This is a genomic window from Desulfurispirillum alkaliphilum, from assembly GCF_055378285.1.
Genome location: NZ_AP042405.1, coordinates 2,260,707 through 2,282,946, shown reverse-complemented (window position 1 = coordinate 2,282,946; position 22,240 = coordinate 2,260,707). Strand labels below are relative to the sequence as shown.

General features: G+C 54.3%; 21 protein-coding genes. 12 read left to right on the top strand and 9 right to left on the bottom strand.

Annotation, left to right across the window (positions count from 1 at the left end):
- Nucleotides 1–75: 75 nt before the first annotated feature.
- Together ACZ46I_RS10270 and ACZ46I_RS10265 are read left to right on the top strand one after the other, a co-directional pair.
- Nucleotides 76–492, top strand: coding sequence for a ferritin-like domain-containing protein (locus ACZ46I_RS10270; protein WP_464280723.1), 417 nt, complete (start codon nt 76–78; stop codon nt 490–492).
- Nucleotides 493–524: 32 nt separating this feature from the next.
- The gene (locus ACZ46I_RS10265; RefSeq protein WP_013505943.1) at nt 525–1,169 is read left to right on the top strand and encodes a DUF1847 domain-containing protein; all 645 of its coding nucleotides are present in this window, start codon (nt 525–527) and stop codon (nt 1,167–1,169) included.
- Nucleotides 1,170–1,200: 31 nt separating this feature from the next.
- Here ACZ46I_RS10265 and ACZ46I_RS10260 read toward each other — a convergent pair whose 3' ends face one another.
- Entirely contained in the window at nt 1,201–2,079 is an 879-nt protein-coding gene (locus tag ACZ46I_RS10260) for a LysR family transcriptional regulator (RefSeq protein WP_464280722.1), read from the bottom strand.
- A gap of 108 nt (nt 2,080–2,187) precedes the next feature.
- On the opposite strand from ACZ46I_RS10260, the gene ACZ46I_RS10255 reads away from it, so the two are divergent.
- Both ACZ46I_RS10255 and ACZ46I_RS10250 read left to right on the top strand, forming a co-directional pair.
- On the top strand, nt 2,188–3,357 hold the full coding sequence (locus ACZ46I_RS10255) for a YbfB/YjiJ family MFS transporter (RefSeq protein WP_464280721.1): 1,170 nt from the start codon (nt 2,188–2,190) through the stop codon (nt 3,355–3,357).
- Between the two features lie 56 nt (nt 3,358–3,413).
- Complete coding sequence (locus tag ACZ46I_RS10250; protein WP_013505946.1) at nt 3,414–3,614, top strand: 2-hydroxymuconate tautomerase family protein; 201 nt, start codon at nt 3,414–3,416, stop codon at nt 3,612–3,614.
- A gap of 105 nt (nt 3,615–3,719) precedes the next feature.
- Here ACZ46I_RS10250 and ACZ46I_RS10245 read toward each other — a convergent pair whose 3' ends face one another.
- The 4 genes from ACZ46I_RS10245 to ACZ46I_RS10230 all read right to left on the bottom strand — a co-directional run bounded on the left by ACZ46I_RS10245 (nt 3,720) and on the right by ACZ46I_RS10230 (nt 6,616).
- Nucleotides 3,720–5,183: a sigma-54-dependent transcriptional regulator gene (locus tag ACZ46I_RS10245; RefSeq protein WP_464280720.1), complete on the bottom strand. Its 1,464-nt coding sequence runs from the start codon at nt 5,181–5,183 to the stop codon at nt 3,720–3,722.
- 109 nt (nt 5,184–5,292) lie between these two features.
- The gene (locus ACZ46I_RS10240) at nt 5,293–5,670 is read right to left on the bottom strand and encodes an Hsp20/alpha crystallin family protein (protein ID WP_464280719.1); all 378 of its coding nucleotides are present in this window, start codon (nt 5,668–5,670) and stop codon (nt 5,293–5,295) included.
- A 31-nt stretch (nt 5,671–5,701) separates the two neighbouring features.
- Nucleotides 5,702–6,127, bottom strand: a complete 426-nt coding sequence (locus tag ACZ46I_RS10235; RefSeq protein ID WP_013505949.1) for an Hsp20/alpha crystallin family protein — start codon at nt 6,125–6,127, stop codon at nt 5,702–5,704.
- A gap of 174 nt (nt 6,128–6,301) precedes the next feature.
- The gene (locus tag ACZ46I_RS10230) at nt 6,302–6,616 is read right to left on the bottom strand and encodes a hypothetical protein (protein ID WP_013505950.1); all 315 of its coding nucleotides are present in this window, start codon (nt 6,614–6,616) and stop codon (nt 6,302–6,304) included.
- 126 nt (nt 6,617–6,742) lie between these two features.
- Between ACZ46I_RS10230 and ACZ46I_RS10225 the strand changes: the two genes are divergently transcribed.
- The 4 genes from ACZ46I_RS10225 to ACZ46I_RS10210 all read left to right on the top strand — a co-directional run bounded on the left by ACZ46I_RS10225 (nt 6,743) and on the right by ACZ46I_RS10210 (nt 14,108).
- A complete protein-coding gene (locus ACZ46I_RS10225) occupies nt 6,743–7,171 on the top strand; it encodes an acyl-CoA thioesterase (RefSeq protein WP_226507547.1) in 429 nt (142 codons plus the stop codon).
- Between the two features lie 76 nt (nt 7,172–7,247).
- Nucleotides 7,248–8,567, top strand: coding sequence for a DUF1015 domain-containing protein (locus ACZ46I_RS10220; RefSeq protein ID WP_464280718.1), 1,320 nt, complete (start codon nt 7,248–7,250; stop codon nt 8,565–8,567).
- 154 nt (nt 8,568–8,721) lie between these two features.
- Nucleotides 8,722–11,244 carry a flagellin N-terminal helical domain-containing protein gene (locus ACZ46I_RS10215; protein WP_464280717.1) on the top strand — a complete coding sequence of 841 codons (2,523 nt, stop codon included), beginning with the start codon at nt 8,722–8,724 and terminating at the stop codon, nt 11,242–11,244.
- A gap of 362 nt (nt 11,245–11,606) precedes the next feature.
- Nucleotides 11,607–14,108: a flagellin N-terminal helical domain-containing protein gene (locus tag ACZ46I_RS10210; RefSeq protein ID WP_464280716.1), complete on the top strand. Its 2,502-nt coding sequence runs from the start codon at nt 11,607–11,609 to the stop codon at nt 14,106–14,108.
- A gap of 120 nt (nt 14,109–14,228) precedes the next feature.
- On the opposite strand, the gene ACZ46I_RS10205 is transcribed toward ACZ46I_RS10210, so the two are convergent.
- The 4 genes from ACZ46I_RS10205 to ACZ46I_RS10190 all read right to left on the bottom strand — a co-directional run bounded on the left by ACZ46I_RS10205 (nt 14,229) and on the right by ACZ46I_RS10190 (nt 18,503).
- A complete protein-coding gene (locus ACZ46I_RS10205) occupies nt 14,229–14,684 on the bottom strand; it encodes a PAS domain-containing protein (RefSeq protein ID WP_464280715.1) in 456 nt (151 codons plus the stop codon).
- A 24-nt stretch (nt 14,685–14,708) separates the two neighbouring features.
- Nucleotides 14,709–16,388, bottom strand: a complete 1,680-nt coding sequence (gene ettA, locus ACZ46I_RS10200; protein WP_464280714.1) for an energy-dependent translational throttle protein EttA — start codon at nt 16,386–16,388, stop codon at nt 14,709–14,711.
- Between the two features lie 126 nt (nt 16,389–16,514).
- The gene (locus ACZ46I_RS10195) at nt 16,515–18,152 is read right to left on the bottom strand and encodes a methyl-accepting chemotaxis protein (RefSeq protein ID WP_464280713.1); all 1,638 of its coding nucleotides are present in this window, start codon (nt 18,150–18,152) and stop codon (nt 16,515–16,517) included.
- Nucleotides 18,153–18,263: 111 nt separating this feature from the next.
- Nucleotides 18,264–18,503 (bottom strand): hypothetical protein, encoded by a 240-nt coding sequence (locus tag ACZ46I_RS10190; RefSeq protein ID WP_464280712.1) that lies wholly within the window; start codon nt 18,501–18,503, stop codon nt 18,264–18,266.
- Between the two features lie 262 nt (nt 18,504–18,765).
- Between ACZ46I_RS10190 and ACZ46I_RS10185 the strand changes: the two genes are divergently transcribed.
- The 4 genes from ACZ46I_RS10185 to ACZ46I_RS10170 all read left to right on the top strand — a co-directional run bounded on the left by ACZ46I_RS10185 (nt 18,766) and on the right by ACZ46I_RS10170 (nt 22,227).
- Nucleotides 18,766–19,314: an NADH peroxidase gene (locus ACZ46I_RS10185; protein WP_013505958.1), complete on the top strand. Its 549-nt coding sequence runs from the start codon at nt 18,766–18,768 to the stop codon at nt 19,312–19,314.
- A 98-nt stretch (nt 19,315–19,412) separates the two neighbouring features.
- Nucleotides 19,413–20,330 (top strand): hypothetical protein, encoded by a 918-nt coding sequence (locus ACZ46I_RS10180; RefSeq protein WP_464280711.1) that lies wholly within the window; start codon nt 19,413–19,415, stop codon nt 20,328–20,330.
- Between the two features lie 68 nt (nt 20,331–20,398).
- The gene (locus ACZ46I_RS10175; protein WP_464280710.1) at nt 20,399–21,754 is read left to right on the top strand and encodes a class II 3-deoxy-7-phosphoheptulonate synthase; all 1,356 of its coding nucleotides are present in this window, start codon (nt 20,399–20,401) and stop codon (nt 21,752–21,754) included.
- Nucleotides 21,754–22,227 carry a nucleoside 2-deoxyribosyltransferase gene (locus tag ACZ46I_RS10170; protein WP_464280709.1) on the top strand — a complete coding sequence of 158 codons (474 nt, stop codon included), beginning with the start codon at nt 21,754–21,756 and terminating at the stop codon, nt 22,225–22,227. Before ACZ46I_RS10175 ends, ACZ46I_RS10170 begins: the two co-directional genes overlap by 1 nt.
- The last annotated feature ends 13 nt before the right edge of the window (nt 22,228–22,240 follow it).

Here is a 22,240-nt window from a genome sequence, read left to right as displayed (position 1 = left end):
GATTTGCGTTGAACTCCATTCATTTCGTGGTTAGTATAGGAGAATCCATCACATCCCGAACTAAGGTGAAATGCCATGTCTGACATGCTTCTGTCATACCTGAACAAACAACTGCACTCAGAATACAAGGCCATGTACACCTATATGTACTACGCTGCCAGAGAGAATCATCCCCGAATCAAATCTGCCCTCAAGAAATTTTATGACGAAGAACAACAGCATGCAGTCATGCTGATGGAGTTTATCTTCCGCATGGGGGGAACCCCCGAGCTGCCGGACAGTATTCCCATCGAGATTCATGATGATATTCTTCCCGCCCTGGTGCTCAGCGTGGCGGAAGAAGAGTCGGCAGTCCAGATGTACAAGATGATACGCAGTCTCATGAGCAGCGACGAGGAGCGTTCCATTATAGATATCACCATCGCTCAGGAGCAGAAGCACCATGAGGTGCTGGGAAGCATTCTTGCACTGGCAAAATCAGAACTTCTCTGATCAGCGGCTCAACATCATCACAAGGAGGCAATATGCAGCAACTGACCTGCACCGAGTGTTCCGCACTTCACTGCTACAAGCGGAATTCGCAGTATCCTGAATTCTGTCCAACCACGGAACTTGATCCGCAGATACTGGAAAATTCCCTTGCAGCGTATCGTTTGGATCCATTTGTTGAGAAAGCCTTCAAAGCGGCGGCGGAAGTGGAAGGCCATTTCTATGGAAAACTCACCCGGGTTGAGGAGATCGCGGAATTTGCCAAGCGTATAGATGCTCACCACATAGGCATCGCCACCTGTATCGGGATGGTCCGGGAATCTCGCCTGCTGGCAAAGTTCCTGCAGATACGCGGTTTTACAACGACCGGCTTCTCATGCAAACTGGGATCCAAAGACAAGACAGACGTTGGTGTCCCCGAGGAAGATAAAATCACACCAGGAAATTTTGAAGCCATGTGTAACCCCGTACTGCAGGCGCAGCTGCTGGAACGGGAAAAAACGGATCTTAACGTGATCATGGGACTGTGTGTAGGCCATGACACCCTGTTCATCAAGTACTCTGCAGCACCGGTAACCTATGGCGTCGTCAAGGATCGCGTCCTGGCCCATAACCCGGCTGCAGCCCTGTACACCAGTGATTTCTACTTTAAAAGGCTCTTTGAAAAACCCAATAGCTGAGCTTTCCAGAAGCTGTAACAGGTGCCGGCGATCACCATGTGACTCCTGCTTCCGCCTTCCTCCTGGCATACTGACGACAGAGGGTGAGAAAGTCACTGACCTGTGGAGGCTGTGCGTCGCCAGTCCAGTGGTGTATGATGCTGGTCGCCAGTGCCGGGGGAGCCGCAATGCCATGTTCCACGAGTGGCTGCTGTCCCATCTTCTGTGCAATTCCCTTTGGTAGAAGCGTGTAGCCCATACCTGCAGCGGCACACGCCAAGAGAGTCTCCAGGGACCCAAATTCCAGGATTTTACCGATAGTCACCTGGTTCTGGAGGAGGTGCTGCTCAAGAAACTCCCGATATGAGCAGCCTCGCCGGAAAGCAAGCACTGTGACGCCTCCCTTTGTGTCAGCTTCCTTCTGCTTCCCCACGATACTCATGGGCTCCATCAGGAATATCTCTGTATGCAAAGCCTTTGCATCGGATCCTCCGGCATTGACAAAAGCGCAGTCGAGTTTCTGCTGTGCTGTCTGTTGCTGCATTTCTGCTGTTGTGCCGGTGACCAGTTCCAGTCGAACCTGGGGATGCTGCTGGTGAAAGGCCAAAAGAATTGATGAAAGGTGCAAGGCGGCACAGGATTCTGTTGAACCGATAGTCAGCTTCTGCTCAAAACGGCTCTGTTGAATATGCGACCGAGCTTCAGCCTGAAGCTCGAGGATCTTCAGTGCATAGGGCAAAAGGGCTTGACCGGCTTCCGTGATGGTCATTCTGCGATTCTTACGCCAGAACAGTGGCTTCCCCAGGCTCTCTTCCAGCCTGCGTATGCGTGTGGTCACATTGGACTGCACGCATCCAAGCTCAGACGCCGCCCTGGTAACACTTCCAGTCTTTGCTACCGTGATAAAGGTTTCCAGCAGATAGTGCTCCATACCCTCTCCATGAATCATTACTTATGATGGAATTCATCTAAACATTTCATTTGACTGAACGAAAGTCAAGGGATAGCTTACGGTGAGTGACACCAGAGAGGAAAGAGCATGGCCCCCTTAACTTCATCTTATAACAGTGCTTTATGGGTCATTCTTGGCGGTATTGCCAGCCTGTCCCTGGCCATAGGGGTTGGGCGCTTCGCCTTTACCCCCATACTGCCCATCATGCAGGAGGCGGTTGGCTTCGGCACGGACTTTGCCGGCATGCTGGCCTCCGCCAACTACGCAGGCTATCTGGTTGGAGCTATCGCCTTTGGCTATGTGTCGCCGGCCAGGCGGCTGCTCTGTTTTCGCATCAGCCTGCTGTTGTGCGTGCTCCTGACAGGTCTGATGGGTGTAAGCGACACCCATGGAATCTGGTTTGTCCTGCGGGCCATCACTGGCCTGGCCAGCGCTGGGGTATTTGTGCTCGGCTCTGTTCTGGTGTTGGATCGACTGAACACCATGGGCTACACCAATGCTGGTGGCCAGATATTCGGCGGTGTCGGAGTGGGTATCGTCCTGACAGGACTGGCCGTACCGGCCCTGGATTTGCTTCTTGGCTGGCAGGGCGCGTGGATAGGTACAGCCTTCCTCAGTCTCGTGCCGCTGCTGCTGGCATGGGTGTTTGTGCAGCCCCAGGCTCTTTCTGCCGTTCCTGTCACCAAAACCCTGAGCCGTTCTTACAGGCTCACCGCTGGCGGCGCTTCCATGATGCGCCTCTGGGCCGCCTATTTCTGTGAAGGGTTTGGCTATATCATTTCGGCTACATTTCTGGTAGCTATCCTTCAGCAAAAGACAGGCTCAGCCTTTGTCAGCCAGTCGGCATGGGTACTGGTGGGAACCGCTGCCGCCGTGTCCACCCTGTTCTGGCCACGCTTTGGTGCCCGTTTTGGGTTTGTTAAAACACTGATCGTCGCACACGGCGTTCAGGCTGTGGGTATAATTCTGCCCGTATTTTTCAGCCATGCCTGGGCAGCGTATGTCGGCGCACTCTGTTTTGGCGGCACCTTCATGGGGATCGTGGGCATGTCACTGATTTATGGGCGCACCCTGGCCAGCGGTGGACAGGTGGTGGGCTGGCTGACGGGCCTATTCAGCCTGGGACAGATTATCGCCCCTGTGATTGCCGGATTTATGGCAGCCAGCAGAGGGAACTTCGATGGTCCACTGATCATGGCGGCCCTTGTGGTTGCAGCAGGTACCATCCTTCTGTGGCCCGACAGAAATCGTGCCTGAACACCTGACTTTTCCAGTAGCTGATTCAGCTATTCACTCTTTTTTGAGGAGGCCATATGCCATTTGTCAACATCCGCATCACCAGAGAAGGCGCGACCAGGGAACAAAAAGAACAACTCATTGAGGGGGTTACCAACCTGCTGGTTGACGTGCTGGGCAAAAATCCCAAGACCACCTTTGTCATCATCGATGAAGTGGAAACGGATAACTGGGGGGTTGGTGGGGAGTCGGTCACGACGTTGCGTGCCAGAACTTAGTGTCAGACGACAGAGGCCCCGTCACGAATCCGGCAGACGGGGCCTCTGTTGGTTTTTCACACTCATTCTCGAGTTTTATTCTGTCAGGCGACTGAAACTCCAGTATCACTCGATATGGATACCCAGTTCGCGATATTCTTTGATCTTGTTCAGCAGGGTGCGGCTGGTGATTCCCAGCATATCAGCCGCCTGCTTCCGATTCCCGCTGCACTTCTCCAGCGTTTGAAGAATCAGACGCTTCTCCATCTCATGGACACTGGTACCCACCTCGATCAACAGGGGGTCATCGTCGGCCAGCGCTGGCATACATCCTTCTTCCACGGACTGCACCTGTTCCACGCAAACCGTTTGCCCCTCGTCTCCTGCGGTGGGTATATCCAGCAGGGTGCCGTGAAGAAAGAGGTTACCCGGTGTCAGTGTCTGAGTCCGACAGATGACCACAGCCCGTTCGATGATATTCTCCAGCTCACGCACATTGCCATGCCATTGATGATTCATCAGAGCGTTCATGCCTTCCGGGGTTACAGCGGTAATACTCTTGCTGTTCTTCCGGTTATATTTGGCGATAAAGTGGTCAACCAGAAGCGCGATATCCTCCTTGCGCCTACGCAGCGGAGGGATATGCAGGGGGATAACGTTCAGGCGGTAGTAGAGATCTTCGCGGAAGGTCTTTTCCTTGATGCTCTCCTGAATATCGCGGTTCGTAGTGGCTACAATGCGCACATCCACATTGATGGGCTTTGAGCCACCCAGTCGATCAACTTCCCCTTCCTGGAGTACCCGCAAGAGCTTGGCCTGCAGGTGAAAGGGCATTTCCGTGATTTCATCCAGCAGCAGGGTTCCACCATCGGCCATTTCAAACTTGCCGATCTTGCGGTTGGCGGCTCCGGTAAAGGCACCCTTTTCGTAGCCGAACAGTTCACTTTCCAGCAAATTATCGGGGAGTGCTGCGCAGTTGACAGCCACAAAAGGCTTATCCTGCCGATTGCCTGCGTAGTGGAGAAGACGTGCGAAGAGCTCTTTCCCGGTACCCGATTCACCGTTCACCAGCACGTTGGCGGAAGAGCTGGCCACATCGGTGGCAAGATGAATGAGTTCTTCCATGCGTTTATTGCGGGTGATGATGGTCGGTGCTTTATGGTTGGCGGCAGCTTCATTTTTCTGAGCTGGTGCTGGTGTGTTTTGCTCCAGGGCGCCGTGATACTGAAAAACCCTTTCCAGGGTGGACTCAATGACTTCAGGCGAAAACGGCTTCATGATATAGTCAAACGCGCCGGATTTCATGGCATCCACTGCGGTGTTTACCGTGGCGTACGCGGTCATCAGCACGATGGGCAAACCGGGTTTTTCCTGCAGTGCCTTTTGCAGAAACTCCATACCATCCATGACCGGCATGCGCAGGTCGGTTATAACGGCGTCAATGGAATTGTTCTGTAACTTGCTCAGGCCATTGTTGCCATCAAAGGCAGTTATGACTTCATAACCGGCACGGGTAAGGGTTTCACGCAAAGCGAGCCGCATCTGGTCTTCATCGTCCACCACAAGTACCGTTTTTATTGACTGGGTCATGCCTCTCTCCACTGCAATTTGTTTCAAGATAGCATATTTACAAACCTTTGCCAATAAAACGAGCCTGTCACAATGGCGACAGGCTCACCCTTTGACCGCTTTGCGATCTTTACTGAATGGTCACTTTGCGGGCTTTTTCCTTTTCTGACTTTGGTACCCGCAGCCGCAGTTCACCATCTTCATAGACAGCGTGAATCCGGGAAAGGTCGTATTTACGGCTCACACGGAACTGACGGGCATAGTTCTGAAGAAGAAATTCCTGATGACGGTATTCACGTTCGGCGCTGGAAATACCTGTGGTTGAGACGGAGAGCATGTCGCCTTCAGCATGAATATCCAACTGACTTCGCTTGACTCCTGGAAGCTGAAAGATCAGATGCAGGCTGTCATCATACTCCAGCACATCGACGTGTGGGGCTATGGTGCTGTCTGTTTTCAGTGAAGCCTCAAGCTCTCCCTGCTGATTGTGTTGTTCAATATTACTCATGGGTCACCTCCTGGTGCGCGTTGTGCTGGATTCAGGCAGAAATTTCGATCTTGCGTGGTTTCGCGTGTGCTGCTTTAGGAATAGCTATGGAGAGAATGCCATCCTCATAGGAGGCTGCTATGGCATCTATTTCCACATCGGCCTTCAGGGCAACATTACGCTTGAATTTCCCGTAGCGGCTTTCAATACGACTGTACTCCAAACTGTCTCCCTGGAGCTGCTTGCGCTCGAACTCCAATGTCAGCATGTTCTGGTTTACAGAAATATCAATGTCCTCCTTGCGCACTCCGGGACACGCCACATCCACATGGAAACTGTTGCTGTCCTCCCAGATATTCAGGGCAGGATACCCGTGTGGTGAGCCGCTGCGCCTGCTGGCTGGAACTGCCATGGGAGTAAGGTTCCCAAAACCGCGCATCAGGTTGTCCATTTCATCAAAGATATCCACATAACGCATAAGGTCCTCCTCTAAGGATATTTACAGATGGCAAAAAAAAACAGTTCTGCAAGCCTGATCTGCAGAACTGTTGCCAGATTATTATCCCTTTGAAAAAAGCGTGGTTACAGCAAAACCGTCTGCGCCTGCCACGGAAATGCTACGTTGCAGCCAGTGGCAGGCGTTGCATTCACATCAGCGCGGGTGTGCTTCTGTGGTGTTATAGGTATAGGAACGTACACGATTGTCAGCGCCAAACCGAACCACCAGATCTGAAGTGGAGGAATCGCCCAGAAGGCGATACTGATACCGTCCATAGGTCCATGTGCGATAACCGTCTTCCACTCCGGTACGCCAGGGCGTGCCAAACATTTCCAGAATCTCACCCTGGGAGGTCTGACCGATAATAATGTCGTTGACCCGCTCCTGGGGCCATGGTTTTCCGACCGTGGCACATCCTCCTGCAAAAAGAATCAGCGCCATAAGAGCTACAAGAAGCCGAGATTTCATGATTATTCCTCCTGAACAGTAATTTGCAGCCTGCGTCAACAGGTAATGCAGGCAAAGCTTTTATTCTATGGTATGCTCTAGACAGAAAAAATTCCCGTGAAATTTTACGATATCCGGAGGGCTGCCATGCCATCTTCAACATTTTCCATTCTTCTGACTGTGCGTGATTATGAATGCGACTTTCAGGGCATCGTCAACAATGCGGTGTACATGAATTACCTGGAGCACGCGCGCCATGAATTTGTCAAAAGTCGGGGGCTCGATGTGGTGAAACTGGCTCAGGAAAACATCAATCTGGTGCTGGTGAAAGCGGAAATCGAATATCGCGCATCCCTGCGCAGTGGAGATACCTTTCGGGTCAGCGTTCACATGGAGCCGATTTCACGCGTACGCTTTCTCTTTGTCCAGCAGATCCACCGGCAAAGCGATGGCAAGCTGATCATCGATGCCTGTATGACCGGAGCCTCCATTGACGAATACGGCAAACCCAAGGCATTTGATGAAATCACAGCTTTGTTGGTCAGGGATTCCTGTCAGCCTGACCCGGAAGCCTAATTTCCGGTTTTTTTCCGGGACAAGCTTTGCTAGTATCCAAAGGTTTGCTCCTAAAGTCTCTGATAAAGGTGTCTGTATGAACTTTAACTCCATAGCTCTGCAAGCTCCCCAGTTCCTGTTGCCAAACCAGAACATCGACCTGTGTCGCTGGACAGTCATAGCCTGCGATCAATATACGTCTGAACCGGAATACTGGGAGACCGTGAACCAGTATGTCGGTGAACATCCATCAACCCTGCACATCACCCTGCCCGAAATATATCTGGATAAAGCCGCAGAGATGACACCCCGCATCCAGGACAGGATGGAGCAGTATCTCAGGGAAGGGGTTCTTCAACCCTGGGGACCGGGTTGGATACTCCTGCAACGCCAGCTTAAATGCGGGCGCAAGCGCCACGGACTTCTGGTGGCCCTGGATCTGGAGCAGTATAATTTCAGCCCCACCAGCACCAGTCTGATCCGTCCCACGGAAGGCACCATTGCCCACCGTCTCCCCCCTCGCATGGATATCCGCCGCCAGGCTCCCCTGGAAGTCTCCCACATCATGGTGCTCATCGACGACCCCCAGAATACTGTCATAGCGCCTCTTTGTCACAATCAGCGCACGCCATTGTACGACTTTGACCTCATGCTGGACAGCGGCCGTGTCAGCGCCTTTGGCGTCAATGATCGCCTGGAAATGCAGTCCGTGGCAGACGCTCTGGCCAGACTCACTCACCGTGACAGCCAGGGAAGTGCACTGCTCTATGCCGTCGGCGATGGCAATCACTCCCTGGCGACAGCCAAAGCGCTGTGGGAAGAGGTGAAAAACAGCACCCATGATCTTGAGTCGATTCAGGAGCATCCAGCCCGCTTTGCCATGGTAGAGCTGGTGAATCTCCACGACACCTCACTGGTGTTTGAGGCCATCCACCGCGTGCTCTTCGGAGTCGACCCCCACCATCTGCTCAGGGCCATGGAAACTTATTTCGGCCGCAAGAATATCGACGCTCACTTCATCAGCCAGGACTTCCCCCAGGATATCAGTGAAAAATCCATGGCGATGCTTGCCTCCAGTTCACCGCAGTGCCATCGGATTCCTGTCATCTGGCAGAACACCTCTGGCATTATCGAGATAACGCCACCGGACACCAAACTGGCCACGGCATCGCTGCAGAACTTCCTGGACGACTATCTTGAGCGTGAACTGAATATTGATCTGGACTATGTCCATGGCGCGGAGGCTGTAGCCACCATCGGCAGCCGACCTGGCAACATGGGTTTTTTCCTGCCGCCCATCGACAAACAGAACTTCTTCCCTTCGATCCTTCAGGATGGTCCTTTTCCCCGCAAAACATTTTCCATGGGAGAGTCCCATGAAAAGCGTTTCTATCTGGAGTGCCGCCGGATACGCTGAGCGTATCCGGCAAAACACAGAAGTGGTCGAAACCACTGATAAGAGCATCGCTTGAAAAATTTCTCATAATCCCCCTTAAGTTTCCTCCCGGCGTTTCCGAAAAGCTTCCCAAAGGCAAGGATGCCAAACGAAAACTATCAGGGAGGATAGTGCCATGTCGATGTCTGTACTGTATAACAACCTGCCGTCTCTCAATGCGCAGAATAATCTGCGCGTCAATTCCAGTGCCCTTTCCAACTCCATTGAACGACTCTCTTCCGGACTGCGCATCAACCGTGCATCCGACGACGCCTCGGGACTTGCCATCTCCGAGAAAATGCGTGGTCAGATCAGCGGTCTGAACCGTGCTGTCGCCAATGCTCAGGATGGTATTTCTCTGATTCAGACTGCTGAGGCTGCTCTGAACGAAACCACCGCCATTCTGCAACGTATGCGTGAACTGGCTATTCAGGCTGGTAACGGAACCATGACTTCCGATGACCGCCAGCACATTCAGCGTGAAGTTGATCAGCTGAAGCACGAAATCGATCGTATCTCCACCTCAACCGAATTCAATACAAAAAAGCTGCTCAATGGCGATGCCACAGCACGCTGGAGTACCTCCAACCCCAATCTGATGGAAGCCGTCATCCGTGACCGCGTGGTTTCCGGCAACTATCAGCTGGACGTCACCGCCAAGGTAGGCAAAAACCAGGTGCTCAAGTCTAATATCATGGCCCTGCGCGAAGGCGCCTTTGCAGGGGATGTGCTGACGGCCAATGGCGTAGCCTTGACCGGCCAGACAAATTCTTCCGGCATTGCCGGCATCTATGCTGCAGAAGGCGTACGTACCGGTGGCATCAATGAGCGCACCTATGTGGTAAACGTACTTTCCAACCTTTCCGGCGGCGGCGCAAACGTCATCAGCGGCGTTTCCACCCTTGGCGGAACCGATGGCGTGAATACTCTCACCACCGGTGGTGTCGGAGTCAACGGTTTCTATCAACAGTCTGGCTCAAACTGGGGCATCGCATCTACCGGTGGTTTTGGAGCCATGGCGAACATTGATGGAATGAATCGATTCTCAGCGGCTGGGGGGTTTGTCGTGTCCGGCTACCACGGTTATGTGGAAATTGAGTTCATAAAAGACATGCATCTCTCAGCAGGCGCGAACGTCAGCGATGCTGCCCGCGTGCGCTTCATCGACGTTAAGACCGGAGAACCCACGGCCTGGACCACCATTGATATCGCTGGTGGCGAACTGGAACTGGATTCAACAGCCATATTCGGCGCCGGTGCAAACTTCGCCCTTATTGACGGTTCCATGATCAAAACCGGTGACAAGATGTTGTTGAGCGTCGACGCTGCCCGCAGCCTTACCGCAGCGACCGCGTCCCTCGGAAATGGCGCTTTCAAAATTGACGAGCGATACCTGAATGAAGTGGGAACCGGGTCCGTGGTACACAATCGCGGAGCTTACTACATCATTACCACTGGAACCGCCACTGGCTCAGGTGATGGCCTTCAGAATGTTGTCATCAGTCAGGGGAACCTGACCCATGAATACCACTTGGCACAGCTTGATGCTTCAACAGGTGCTGTTACCATTGGCGCCATTAGCCTTGATTTCAATGCGTCGGCTACAGGGACCCAGACCGATGACTCCCTGGCCATGGAAATCCGCGGAACTGGTGGTCTGGCCTCATCCTATACCAGGCTCAGGGATATTGAAGCTTTTATCACCCCTGATGGTCCCAGTGTTTTTGAGACAGCCCAGAAGCTGACCATTTACGGAAATGGCAAATCTGCCGATGTGTACCTGGAAGGCAATGACACCATAGCCCGCCTTGAAGAGAAGTTGACCAAAGCCATTACCCAGGATCTGGGAATCACCATGGGCAACGTCAGCACTGATAATCGCGTGGTGGACTTCATCACGAAAGGTTCCGGTGTCGCAAACTCCGATGCCGCCGTTGACGGCACCATGGTCATTCGGTCCCTCTTTAATGGTGCCCAGGGAGAGCTGGCCTTCGTCGCCGACCAGAAGCTGCTGGATGCTCTGAACCTGGCAGAAATTCAGGAAGCCGAAGAGAACCTCTACAGTGTCACCGTACGTGACGCGCACACCGGCAGACCCGTCGGCAGTGATGTGGTAGGCGATGGCGTCATGAAAGACACCATCCAGGGAGTGGATGTGCACTTCAAGGGAAATATCGGCATAGGCGCTTCCTTCAACGAAACACTGCAGAAATTTGAATTTTCTGCGAATACTGATCCGGCAACCATGTATCTGCACCTGGTGGACTCCTCCATGAGCTTCCAGATTGGAGCCAACGAAGGCCAGACCATGCGGGCCAACATTGCCCAGATCGATGTGAAGTCACTCGGACTGGAGAATGTCTACCTTGTCAGCCAAGAGCTGGCCCAGGAGGCCGTAGGACGGATTGATAAGGCCATAACTCAGGTTTCCAGCGAACGAGCCAAAATGGGTGCCATCTCCAACCGACTGGACCATACCATCAACAGCCTCAGCATTGCCGCAGAGAACCTGCAGGCTGCTGAATCCCGTATCCGTGACGTAAACGTGGCCAAGGAAATGTCCCAGTTCACCCTCAACCAGATGCTTACCCAGGCAGCCCAGAGCATGCTGGCCCAGGCCAACGCCATGCCTCAGGGAATCATGCAACTGCTGGCATAACAGAGACAGACAGTACCATCGACCGGTGATCCGGGGAGTCGGCAGCTCCCCGGACCTCCCCGGGCGAGGAAAGAGTCTGTCCGCCAGGGCTTTTGTTCCCAGAAAGCCCTGACCGCCGGACTCTTCGGCCGAAATCGCTAACCCGCAAGTCCTCTCAGCCTGGTTCCCAGGCGCGTTAAAGAGAGGCAGGATAACTGACAGGAGGTGTTCCAGACAGAGAATCAGGACAGATCTCGCAAAGGCCTGAACCAGTGGAGAGACGGCAAAAACCGCCCCACAGGCAAAGGCACATCACAGTTCTTCAAGGATGAAGAGCACACCAGGTGCTGGTACCACCTGAACAAATCACGGAGGATATTGTCATGTCCAGTGTTATCTACAACAACATTCCGTCTATCAATGCGCAGAACAACCTGCGCGTCAATTCACAGAACCTTTCACAGTCCATTGAGCGCCTGTCTTCGGGCCTGCGCATCAACCGCGCTTCCGACGACGCCTCCGGTCTGGCCATCTCCGAGAAGATGCGCGGACAGATCCGCGGCCTTGACCGTGCTGTCGCCAACGCCCAGGACGGCATCTCTCTGATTCAGACCGCAGAAGGCGCTCTGAACGAGACCACCGCCATCCTGCAGCGTATGCGTGAACTGAGTGTTCAGGCCGCCAACGGCACCCTGACCTCTGACGATCGCCAGCACATCCAGCGCGAAGTGGATCAGCTCAAGAGCGAAATCGACCGTATCTCCACCTCCACTGAGTTCAACACCAAGAAGCTGCTCAATGGTGACGCCACCGCACGCTGGAGTACTTCCAACAGTGACCTCATGGAAGCCATCATCCGCGACCAGGTCATCACCGGAAACTACAAAATCGATGTCACCGCCAAGGTGGGCAAGAACCAGGTGCTGAAGTCCAACATCATGACCCTGCGTGAAGGCGCCTTCGCCGGTGACGTGCTCACCCTGGCCGGTGTTGCGGTCAGCGCGTCCGTCAACTCCTCCGGTATTGCCGGCATCTACGCCGCCGAGGGTGTGCGCACCGGTGATATCACCGACCGCACCTACCTGGTCAATGTGGCCACCACATCGCTGGCTGGCGCGTCCTTTAACGGAGATTCAGCCTTGGCTTTTGCCAGCATCAGCAGCGGAAGCATGGCCATCAATGGCACCTACCAGCAGGCAGGATCGAACTGGTCCGTTCTGAGCAATGGCTCAGGAGAACTTGAAAACCATAATGGCATGAATATCTTCGCCACCCATGGAGGGGTCGTCACGGGATACCATGGCTATATGGAAATCGAGTTCCTGCAGGATGCCCACCTGACCACTGGTGGTTCCGATGTCACCGGCGCTGCCCGCGTACGCTTTATCAGCGTCACTACAGGTGAAGCCGAAGCCTGGGCCACCGTCAACATCGTTGACAATGCCCTGAGCCTTGGTGGACTGGCCCAGTTTGATGCCGGAGCACAGCTGCTCTTCAACGACGGCGCCATGATCAAAACCGGTGACAAGATGCTGTTGAGCATCAACGGTGAGGTGGATGCCGCACGGATTGACGGCAGTGCAACCGGTGGTGCCGGCGGTGCTTTCAAAATCGACGAGCGCTACTACAATGAAGTGGGTTCCGGCTCTGTTGTACAGAATATGGGCGCCTACTACGTCATCACAAACGGCACTTCTGCTGCCGGTGGCATGCAGAACACCGTCCTCAGCGAAGGTCCCAAACAGCACCAATACCATATGGCCCAGCTGGACGCCAATACCGGCTCCGTCACCATCGGCTCCATCACCCTGGACTTTGCTGCCAACCAGACTGGCACGCAGCATGACGATCAGGTGAACATGGAAGTGCGCGGTACGGGTGGACTGGCCTCTGCCTACACCAAGCTCAAGGACATCGATGCCTTCATCACTCCCGATGGCACCAATGTCTTCGACACTTCTCAGAAGCTGACCATCTACGGTAACGGCAAGTCTGCCGATGTGTACCTGGAGGGCAATGACACTCTCGCCCGCCTGGAAGAGAAGCTGATCAAGGCCATCACCAAGGATCTTGGCATCTCCATGGGTAACACCACCACCGACAACCGCGTGGTTGACTTCGTGGGCAAGGGTTCATCCGTTGAAAACAGCGACGCTGCCGTGGAAGGCACGCTGCTGATCCGCTCCCTCTTTAACGGTGCCCAGGGCGAGCTGGCCTTTGTTGGCGAGCAGAAGCTCATCGATGCCCTGAACCTCGATCAGGTACAGGCCTCCGAGGAGAATATCTACAACGTGCGGGTCACCAATGCCCACACTGGCCGCCCCGTCGGCAGTGACACCGTTGGAGACGGCGTGATGAAGAACGTCATTCAGGGCGTGGATGTGGCCTTCAAGGGCAACATCGGCGTAGAAGCCTCCTTCGATGCAACAAATGCGCGCTTTGAATTCACGGCCAAGACCAATCCCGACACCATGAACCTGCACCTGGTGGATAACTCCATGAGCTTCCAGATTGGTGCCAACGCCGGTCAGACCATGAGCGCAAATATCGCCCAGATCGATGTGAAGTCACTGGGTATCGAAAATGTCCTCGTGGTAAGCCAGGAGCTGGCCCAATCAGCCATCACCGACATTGATAAAGCACTGGGCATGGTTTCCACTGAACGGGCCAAGATGGGTGCCATCTCCAACCGTCTGGATCACACCATCAACAGCCTCAGCGTCGCCTATGAAAACCTGCAGGCTGCAGAGTCCCGTATCCGCGACGTCAACGTGGCCAAGGAAATGTCCCAGTTCACCCTCAACCAGATGCTGACTCAGGCTGCCCAGAGTATGCTGGCCCAGGCCAACGCCATACCTCAGGGCATCATGCAGCTCCTGCGATAAACCATGGACGGTTTGGCAGTCACACCACATCATTCGGACCAGGCAGGGTTCAACTGATGAAAGGCCGGGGAGTTCTCCCCGGCCTTTTTTTTATCTGATATCACAAAACGACTAGTTGAGTCATAAGGATAACCCGCAAGCGCCCCCGGGTTTTCCCTCCTGTTTCAGACGCGTAAGCTCCTGTCGCATTTGAATTTCCTCGGCCCAGCGCTCGGTTTCATCCCTGACTATGGCTCCAATCGCCTCAGGAGTACCACACTCATTGGTAAGGACCACTACCGTAAAAGCGATAGAGAGCGCACGACCTTTCTGATCAATGGCTGGTACCCGCAGTACTGTGGTGCCATACCGGGTAATCCCGGTAGCCATCGTCTGGTGATACCCTTCCCAATGGCGCTGGCGAAAGCGTTCTGGAATGATAATATCCAGAGATTGGCCCAGGGCTTCAGTTTCACTGAAACCGAAAATACGGCCAGCCGAAGCATTCCACAAGACAATATTTCCAGCGCGATCCGAGGCCAGGATGGCATCACCTGCCTGCTCGACAAGCTGTTGAAAGCGGTTGTCACGGCTCATGATCATACTCTTGCGTGACGGTGTTTATCGCGTCAGCTGACGGTACTTGATGCGGTGTGGACGCTCAGCTTCCGGGCCCAGGCGCTTCTTGCGATCAGCTTCGTATTCACTGTAGTTGCCTTCAAACCAGATCACCTGACTGTCGCCTTCAAAGGCCAGGATATGGGTCGCAATGCGGTCCAGGAACCAGCGATCGTGACTGATCACCACGGCACAGCCGGCAAAATTCTCCAGAGCTTCTTCCAGAGCGCGCATGGTGTTCACATCCAGGTCATTGGTGGGTTCGTCAAGGAGGATGACGTTGGCACCTTCCTTCAGCATTTTTGCCAGGTGAACCCGGTTGCGTTCGCCTCCCGAAAGGTTGGCCACCTTCTTCTGCTGATCGGCCCCGGAGAAGTTGAAGCGGGCAACGTACGCCCGTGAATTCACCAGCTGATTGCCGAGTTTTATCTGTTCCTGTCCATCGCTGATGACATCCCAGATGCTCTTGTTGCCATCCAGCTGGCGACTCTGGTCCACATAGGCCAGCTTGACAGTTTCACCAATGCGGATGCTGCCGGTGTCGGGCTTTTCCTGTCCGCAGATCATGCGAAAAAGGGTCGACTTCCCCGCTCCATTGGGACCAATAACACCCACAATGCCACCGGGGGGCAGGGAGAAGGAGATGTTTTCCATGAGTATGCGGTCTTCGAAGGCTTTCGTAATGCGGTCTGCTTCGATGACTTTATCGCCCAGCCGTGGCCCAGGCGGTATGTAGAGCTCCAGATCCTTGGCTCTCTTTTCGCCTTCTTCGCTGAGCAGCTTTTCATAGGCGCTGATGCGTGCCTGGCTCTTGGCGTGACGGCCCTTGGGGGACATGCGTATCCAGTCCAGCTCGCGCTCCAGGGTTTTCTGACGATTCGATTCCGACTTCTCCTCAAGGCGCAGCCGCTCCTGCTTCTGTTCAAGCCAGGAGGAGTAGTTCCCTTTCCAGGGAATGCCTTCGCCACGGTCCAGTTCAAGAATCCAGCCGGCCACGTTATCGAGGAAGTAGCGATCATGGGTTACGGCAATAATTGTCCCTTCGTATTGCTGCAGGTGATGTTCCAGCCAGGCGACGGATTCCGCGTCAAGGTGGTTGGTGGGTTCATCCAGCAGAAGAATATCTGGTTTTTGCAGCAGGAGACGGCACATGGCGACCCGCCTTTTTTCTCCGCCGGAGAGGACACTGACAAGAGTATCAGGGGCGGGGCAGCGCAGGGCATCCATGGCCATTTCCAGGCGCGAGTCGAGATCCCAGGCGTTCAGGGCATCCAGCTTATCCTGAACCACTGCCTGGCGATCACACAATTTGGTCATCTCGTCATCGCTCATGGGTTCAGCGAATTTGAGATTGATTGCTTCAAATTCCTTCAGCAGGTCCACCGTTTCCTGGGCTCCTTCCTCCACCACCTCGCGTACGGTTTTGGTGCTGTCGACCAGGGGCTCCTGTTCCAGAAGGCCAACGGTGTAGCCGGGAGCGAGAACGGTTTCGCCATTGAAGTCCTTGTCCACGCCTGCCAGTATACGCAGCAGGGTACTTTTTCCCGAGCCGTTCAGGCCCAGTACTCCGATTTTTGCGCCGTAAAAGTAAGAGAGGGAAATGTCCTTCAATACTGGTTTTTTATCGCGAAATTTACTGACCCGGATCATGGAATAAATGATCTTGTTCGCCTCTGTGCTCATGGTACGTCAGCCTCCAACAGAAAATTCAACATCATGCAGACACTTCAGGCATCATACCATTCCTGGCTCTTACTCCCGAGGGTATCTACAGGAATCAGGATAGCATGACCCAGGCGGCAGTCGCAATCAGTGGCTTTTCCCTGAGCCCAGGAGCGGTGCTCGCGGGTTATCCTCTTCGCCAGTGCGGAACTGACTGAGCATCTGCTGGACGTCGGAGGCCAGCTGCGAGAGTCCAAGGGATGCCTGGGAGATTTCGTTTGCCGAGCGGGCGGTTTGTTCAGAGGCAGCGGAAACGGACTGAATATCGCCACTCATCTGGTCAGATACGGCAGACATCTGTTCCATGGCCGCCACATTCTGTTCTATGCGCTGCAGGAGGCTTTCCATGCTCAGCAACACCTGTTTGAATGAAGATTCAGTGCGCACCGCCAGGGTACTGCCAGTGCTCGCCTTTTCGCTGACGCTCTGCATGGCACCGGACATCTGGGAAACCCCGCTTTGAATGCTCTGCACTATGGCGGTAATTTCTCCCGTGGATTGGCCACTGCGTTCTGCCAATTTACGCACTTCGTCTGCCACCACCGCAAAACCGCGTCCCACATCACCAGCTCTCGCCGCTTCGATGGCGGCATTCAGAGCCAGCAGGTTCGTCTGCTCAGAAATATCATTGATGGCGGCGATAATCTGCTCAACCCGAGATGCCTTTTCTTCCAGGGCGAGGGAATACTGTTCCGCCTGACGCACATGCTCAAGGATGGTGTTCATTTCCCTGGTCGATTGACTGATCAGATCACCACCACCGCGGGAGGCATCCACGGTGGTCTGCGCGTCCTGTTCAATACCGCTGGTATTCTCCATGAGGCTGCGTACGGTTTGTGACATCTGTAGCGATGCGGAAGCTATCTGAGAAATATTACCGGCATGATGGGCAATGCCATCGCTCATATGAGAGGAAGAACTGGAAAGCTCTTCACTGGATGAAGCCACATCAGAGGCGGCTTGACGTATTCCCTGAACCATCTGACGCAGATGATTGACCATGGCGTTGAGGGAGCGCGTCAGATCACCGATTTCATCACTTCTCTGTAACTCCAGGTGTTCACTGAGATCTCCTTCGGCTACTCTATGTACAAATTTTGCTGCTGTGTTCAGCGGTCGCACAATCATCACCGTGCTCACCAAAGCCAATGTCAATGCCGTCACTACAGCGAGAATGGCTCCAATAATCAGCATCCGGCCAGAGCGTGCCACCTCCAGTGCCATATAAATATCAGTCGCTGTCAGGGCAGCATTGACGGAGGAATTCACTGCCTCCAGACTGGTACGGAACTGGCTCGCAGTTTCGCGTAATTCGTAAACCGCCTCAGTCCACATGTCCAGCGTATGGCGATACTGCCGCATACGCTCTACTGCCTGGTCAAGCTGCTCTTGCAGTTCAACTCCGGTTCCATGAACCTGTGCCCAGGACTGGATGCTGTCCGCGACATGGAAAATCTCCAGCAGCTGTTCCCACGCTTCATTGATATACTCTTCATCGAGGGTGTTTTCATAGGATTCCACATTGAGATTCACCAGGGCGATACGCTCAGCGAGGCTGGTCTCAAGGCGCACCATGGCCAGTGCTTCGGCAAAGGCACTGGTGCTCATCTCCCGGTTTCGGCTCCGCAGAAGATCAGCCAGGGCATCGCCGGTATATCGCACATTGTCACGCAGCTGCGCTGCCAGCACATCCATTTGCCCTGTGGCATCCTGTTTCTGGCCCACCAGCTCGCGATAGTGACGGAATTGCTCGGATACCTGACGAAGGGTTTGTTGAGAATCCGCAAGATGCTGACGAATCTCTCCATCAACACCTGTAAGAAGTGTCTGAACCTGCTAAGCAGAAGTGCTCAGGCCCGTAAGTGCAGATGCGAAGTCCTGCGGTTCCTCGCTGGCGATATATCGTTGAATCTCTTCCATGGCGCGGGAGGTTTCCGTGGCGATCTGATTCATGGCAAGCCCTGTTGCTGAACTGCTGTGGACGCGCCCCATTGCGTTATAGCCAATAATAACGGTCCCAAGCGTAATGAGAATGACGGCGCCAAAAGCGCTTCCCAGTTTTAATCCGATTTTCATAAATCACCTGCCCAGTTCTCTGCAAATCCCATGTCAATGAATGCATATGTTGAAATCACCGGAAGCATACCACTTGTGAAAGAAAATTCAAGTGATTGTGTAACGCTTGTAAACTTTCCTGAGAAGGCATTTCCCAAACAGTATCGAAACATTTTGCGCCATGTTAGTACTGCCACACATAATCAGGAATTTCTCCTGTTGACACAATTGCTCGCAGAAGATAAGAAGGCTTCTCGTTAAACACATTCAATCTGGAGATGACATGAAAAAATTTATCTGTACCGTATGTGGTTATGTTGCTGAAGGCGAACAGGCTCCCGAAATCTGCCCAACCTGCAAGGCACCCGCCAGCAAGTTCAATGAGCAGGTGGCCGGAGAACGCAACTGGGCGGATGAGCACCGCATTGGTGTCGCCAGGGATATCGATCCGACCATCATTGAAGATCTGCGCATGAACTTCACCGGTGAGTGCACCGAGGTGGGCATGTACCTGGCCATGAGCCGCCAGGCTGACCGCGAAGGCTATCCGGAAATTGCCGAAGCCTATAAACGCATCGCCTGGGAAGAAGCTGAGCACGCCGCAAAATTCGCTGAGTTACTAGGAGAGGTTGTGGTTGCCGACACCAAAACCAATCTCCAGATGCGCGTTGACGCGGAATTTGGCGCCTGCTCCGGCAAGAAGGATCTTGCCACCCGCGCCAAGCAACAGAATCTTGATGCTATCCACGATACCGTACATGAAATGTGTAAAGATGAAGCCCGCCATGGTGCGGCTTTTGCGGGATTGCTCAAGCGTCATTTCGGAGTATGATTCGTCTGCGGCCCCTCCCGCGAGGGGCCTTTCAGGCTGCATGGACGTCTGACGCTGAAGTGTGTTAGGCTGTATGCATTCTGTACGAGGATGCTCATGTGAACACGCTTCCCACTCCTCAGATCCTGGAGCCCTTTGGCCTTTTCCCGCTCAGCGCACTGCTGCGTATGCTGGTGCGGGAGTCATACCATACCCCTTACCCGACATCGGGCACCCTTCTTCACCAGCAGAATTCCCTGACACTGACTGATACCTCTATTTTCAAGGAACTGCTCAGCCCACAGACACGATCAGAATACTTTCTGCATGGCTACAGCGGCCTCTACGCCCTTTCCTTCTCCCTGCGCCATACCATCACCCAGGGTGCCGCCCTGCTCCATATGTACGGCACCAATGGCAGCACGTGCAGAGAGCACCAGGAGCTCTCTGCGCTTTTCGATCTGGATGTCCCGCAACAGCTGCGCGAACTCCAGGGGCTCTTCAGGGAACTCACCAGAGGAGATCTTTTGCCGGTGCTGAGCTTTTCCGCCCTCGGCTGCCACCTGAGCTGGCAAAAGAACGGCATGTGTCGCGCCTATGACCCTTACCACAATACCTGTTGTTCATCGATAACAGCGGCGGATTCGCCCTTTTGCCACCTTCACCAGCCCTGTGCCTGGTGGAATATGCCACAGGATATGGCCGACGCGCAGACCATCATGTTCGCCTTCTATGGCTGGAAGGAGCATCTGTTCGCCTACACCGAAGAGCAGCTGCGCGAAGAGGTGGGGAAATTCTGGCACAGAATCGGCACGCAACAGCGTATCGCGCCGCACCTGGATGACGGGGCGCTGGAGGTTCTGCAGATTGAAAGCCGTGAAGCCCTGTCTGCCCTGGGTCCCAAGGGCCTGCGCCGACACTTCCTCCGGCTGGCCAGGCGCACCCATCCCGATAATGGTGGCGATCATGAAAGCTTTCTTCGCCTGCAGCAGGCCTATGGCTCCGCGCTGGCTTTTTTGCACGCACCATCACCCTGATCATGTATACTGTACGTAATCCAAAGGAAACCGCCTCAACACCCTCTGTGCAGCAGTAAAGGAAAAACATGAACCACAGCACCTGGACCCCCACCAGCTGGAAACATTTCCCCGCCCATCAACAACCCCCTTATCCCGACATGCAGGCTCTCAGCCATATAACGAACGCGCTTTCCGTCCTGCCGCCCCTGGTCTATCCGGCGGAAGTTGAACGCCTGAAAGGCAGTATCGCTGCCGCTGCCAGGGGTGGAGGTTTTATACTGCAAGGTGGTGACTGTGCGGAGCGCTTCACAGACTGCAACGAGCAGAATATCACCAATAAGATGAAAATCCTGCTGCAGATGAGCCTGATTCTCACCTATGGCGCCCGCAAACCGGTGGTTCGCCTTGGACGTATTGCCGGACAGTATGCCAAACCCCGCTCGCAAGCGCAGGAGACCATTGAAGGCATCAGCTATCCCAGCTACCGTGGCGATTCGGTCAATGACCTTGCCCCGGACCAGGCCAGGCGGGTTCCTGACCCGGAAAGACTCACCACTGCCTATACCTGCTCAGCTCTGACCCTGAACTATATTCGCGCCATGATCAGTGGCGGTTTTGCCGATCTTCGCCACGCTTTTGAATGGAACCTGCATTCCATTGAAAAGGCCGAGAAATGGAAGGACTATCGCGATATGGTGGAAACCATACTGGATGCCATTCATTTCATGGAGTCCTGCGGTGTCAACTCTCACCTGCTGGACACCATCGACTTCTTCACATCCCACGAAGGGCTGCTGCTGGAGTACGAGTCGGCCCTGACCCGCAAGGATCCCGCGTCTGGTCGTTTCTACAACCTCGGAGCCCACATGCTGTGGATCGGCGAGCGAACCCGTCAGCTCGACGGTGCCCACGTGGAGTACTTCCGTGGCCTGGCGAACCCCGTCGGAGTCAAAATAGGGCCGAATGCCGATCCCGAAGAAGTGACAGACCTGATTCACCGCCTGAATCCCACCAATGAGGCGGGTCGCGTCACCATCATTACCCGCATGGGCATGGATCGCGTCGAAAAAGCCCTGCCGCCTCTGGTCTGCGCAGTAAAGCGCAGTGGAATGCCTGTCGCCTGGAGCTGTGATCCCATGCACGGCAATACCCGTGTGGTGGGGGAGAACATCAAAACCCGTGCCTTCGCGCACATAGAAGCGGAACTGGAGTCATGCTTCCGTATCCATCGTCACCATGGCACCATCCTGGCGGGAGTTCATTTCGAACTTACCGGCGAAGATGTCACCGAATGCACAGGTGGTGCCGCCAACCTGCAGGATACTGACCTGGGCAAGAACTATGTCAGCTCCTGTGATCCCCGCCTGAACTACTCCCAAAGCCTTGAAATGGCCTTTCTCATCTCACGACTCATCCGTCAGTACAGCCTGCAGGTGTCATAATGGACGCCTATATAGCCTCACCCCTCGGCTTCAGTGAGGCCGGGCGCCACTACTATCACGGGATTCTGATTCCTGCATTGCGGGAGAGTTCCCTGAACGTGGTGGACCCCTGGCAGCTGACGCCACAGCACCTGATCCAGAGTGCAGCCAGTCTGCCCGCAGGTCACGACAAAATAGCACGTTGGCGCGAGGTCAATGCCATGATCGCCCGCAATAATGCTGAGGCTATCCGCCAGTGCGATATTCTGATCGCCATACTTGACGGCACCGATGTCGACAGTGGAACAGCTGCGGAAGTCGGCTACGCCTTCGCCCTGAATAAAAAGATCTTCGGCTACCGTGGAGATTTTCGCCTCAGCGCGGACAACGAAGGCAGCATCGTCAATCTGCAGGTGGAGTACTTCATTCTCGCCAGCGGTGGCACCATCCACCGCTCTTTGGCGGAACTCACACAAGCGCTCAGAACGCTGTAATCAACGAGGCAGA

Coding starts and splice junctions, on each gene's coding strand:
- ACZ46I_RS10270 (WP_464280723.1), top strand. CDS start 76: ATGTCTGACATGCTTCTGTCATACCTGAACAAACAACTGCACTCAGAA.
- ACZ46I_RS10265 (WP_013505943.1), top strand. CDS start 525: ATGCAGCAACTGACCTGCACCGAGTGTTCCGCACTTCACTGCTACAAG.
- ACZ46I_RS10260 (WP_464280722.1), bottom strand. CDS start 2,079: ATGGAGCACTATCTGCTGGAAACCTTTATCACGGTAGCAAAGACTGGA.
- ACZ46I_RS10255 (WP_464280721.1), top strand. CDS start 2,188: ATGGCCCCCTTAACTTCATCTTATAACAGTGCTTTATGGGTCATTCTT.
- ACZ46I_RS10250 (WP_013505946.1), top strand. CDS start 3,414: ATGCCATTTGTCAACATCCGCATCACCAGAGAAGGCGCGACCAGGGAA.
- ACZ46I_RS10245 (WP_464280720.1), bottom strand. CDS start 5,183: ATGACCCAGTCAATAAAAACGGTACTTGTGGTGGACGATGAAGACCAG.
- ACZ46I_RS10240 (WP_464280719.1), bottom strand. CDS start 5,670: ATGAGTAATATTGAACAACACAATCAGCAGGGAGAGCTTGAGGCTTCA.
- ACZ46I_RS10235 (WP_013505949.1), bottom strand. CDS start 6,127: ATGCGTTATGTGGATATCTTTGATGAAATGGACAACCTGATGCGCGGT.
- ACZ46I_RS10230 (WP_013505950.1), bottom strand. CDS start 6,616: ATGAAATCTCGGCTTCTTGTAGCTCTTATGGCGCTGATTCTTTTTGCA.
- ACZ46I_RS10225 (WP_226507547.1), top strand. CDS start 6,743: ATGCCATCTTCAACATTTTCCATTCTTCTGACTGTGCGTGATTATGAA.
- ACZ46I_RS10220 (WP_464280718.1), top strand. CDS start 7,248: ATGAACTTTAACTCCATAGCTCTGCAAGCTCCCCAGTTCCTGTTGCCA.
- ACZ46I_RS10215 (WP_464280717.1), top strand. CDS start 8,722: ATGTCGATGTCTGTACTGTATAACAACCTGCCGTCTCTCAATGCGCAG.
- ACZ46I_RS10210 (WP_464280716.1), top strand. CDS start 11,607: ATGTCCAGTGTTATCTACAACAACATTCCGTCTATCAATGCGCAGAAC.
- ACZ46I_RS10205 (WP_464280715.1), bottom strand. CDS start 14,684: ATGAGCCGTGACAACCGCTTTCAACAGCTTGTCGAGCAGGCAGGTGAT.
- ettA (WP_464280714.1), bottom strand. CDS start 16,388: ATGAGCACAGAGGCGAACAAGATCATTTATTCCATGATCCGGGTCAGT.
- ACZ46I_RS10190 (WP_464280712.1), bottom strand. CDS start 18,503: ATGAAAATCGGATTAAAACTGGGAAGCGCTTTTGGCGCCGTCATTCTC.
- ACZ46I_RS10185 (WP_013505958.1), top strand. CDS start 18,766: ATGAAAAAATTTATCTGTACCGTATGTGGTTATGTTGCTGAAGGCGAA.
- ACZ46I_RS10175 (WP_464280710.1), top strand. CDS start 20,399: ATGAACCACAGCACCTGGACCCCCACCAGCTGGAAACATTTCCCCGCC.
- ACZ46I_RS10170 (WP_464280709.1), top strand. CDS start 21,754: ATGGACGCCTATATAGCCTCACCCCTCGGCTTCAGTGAGGCCGGGCGC.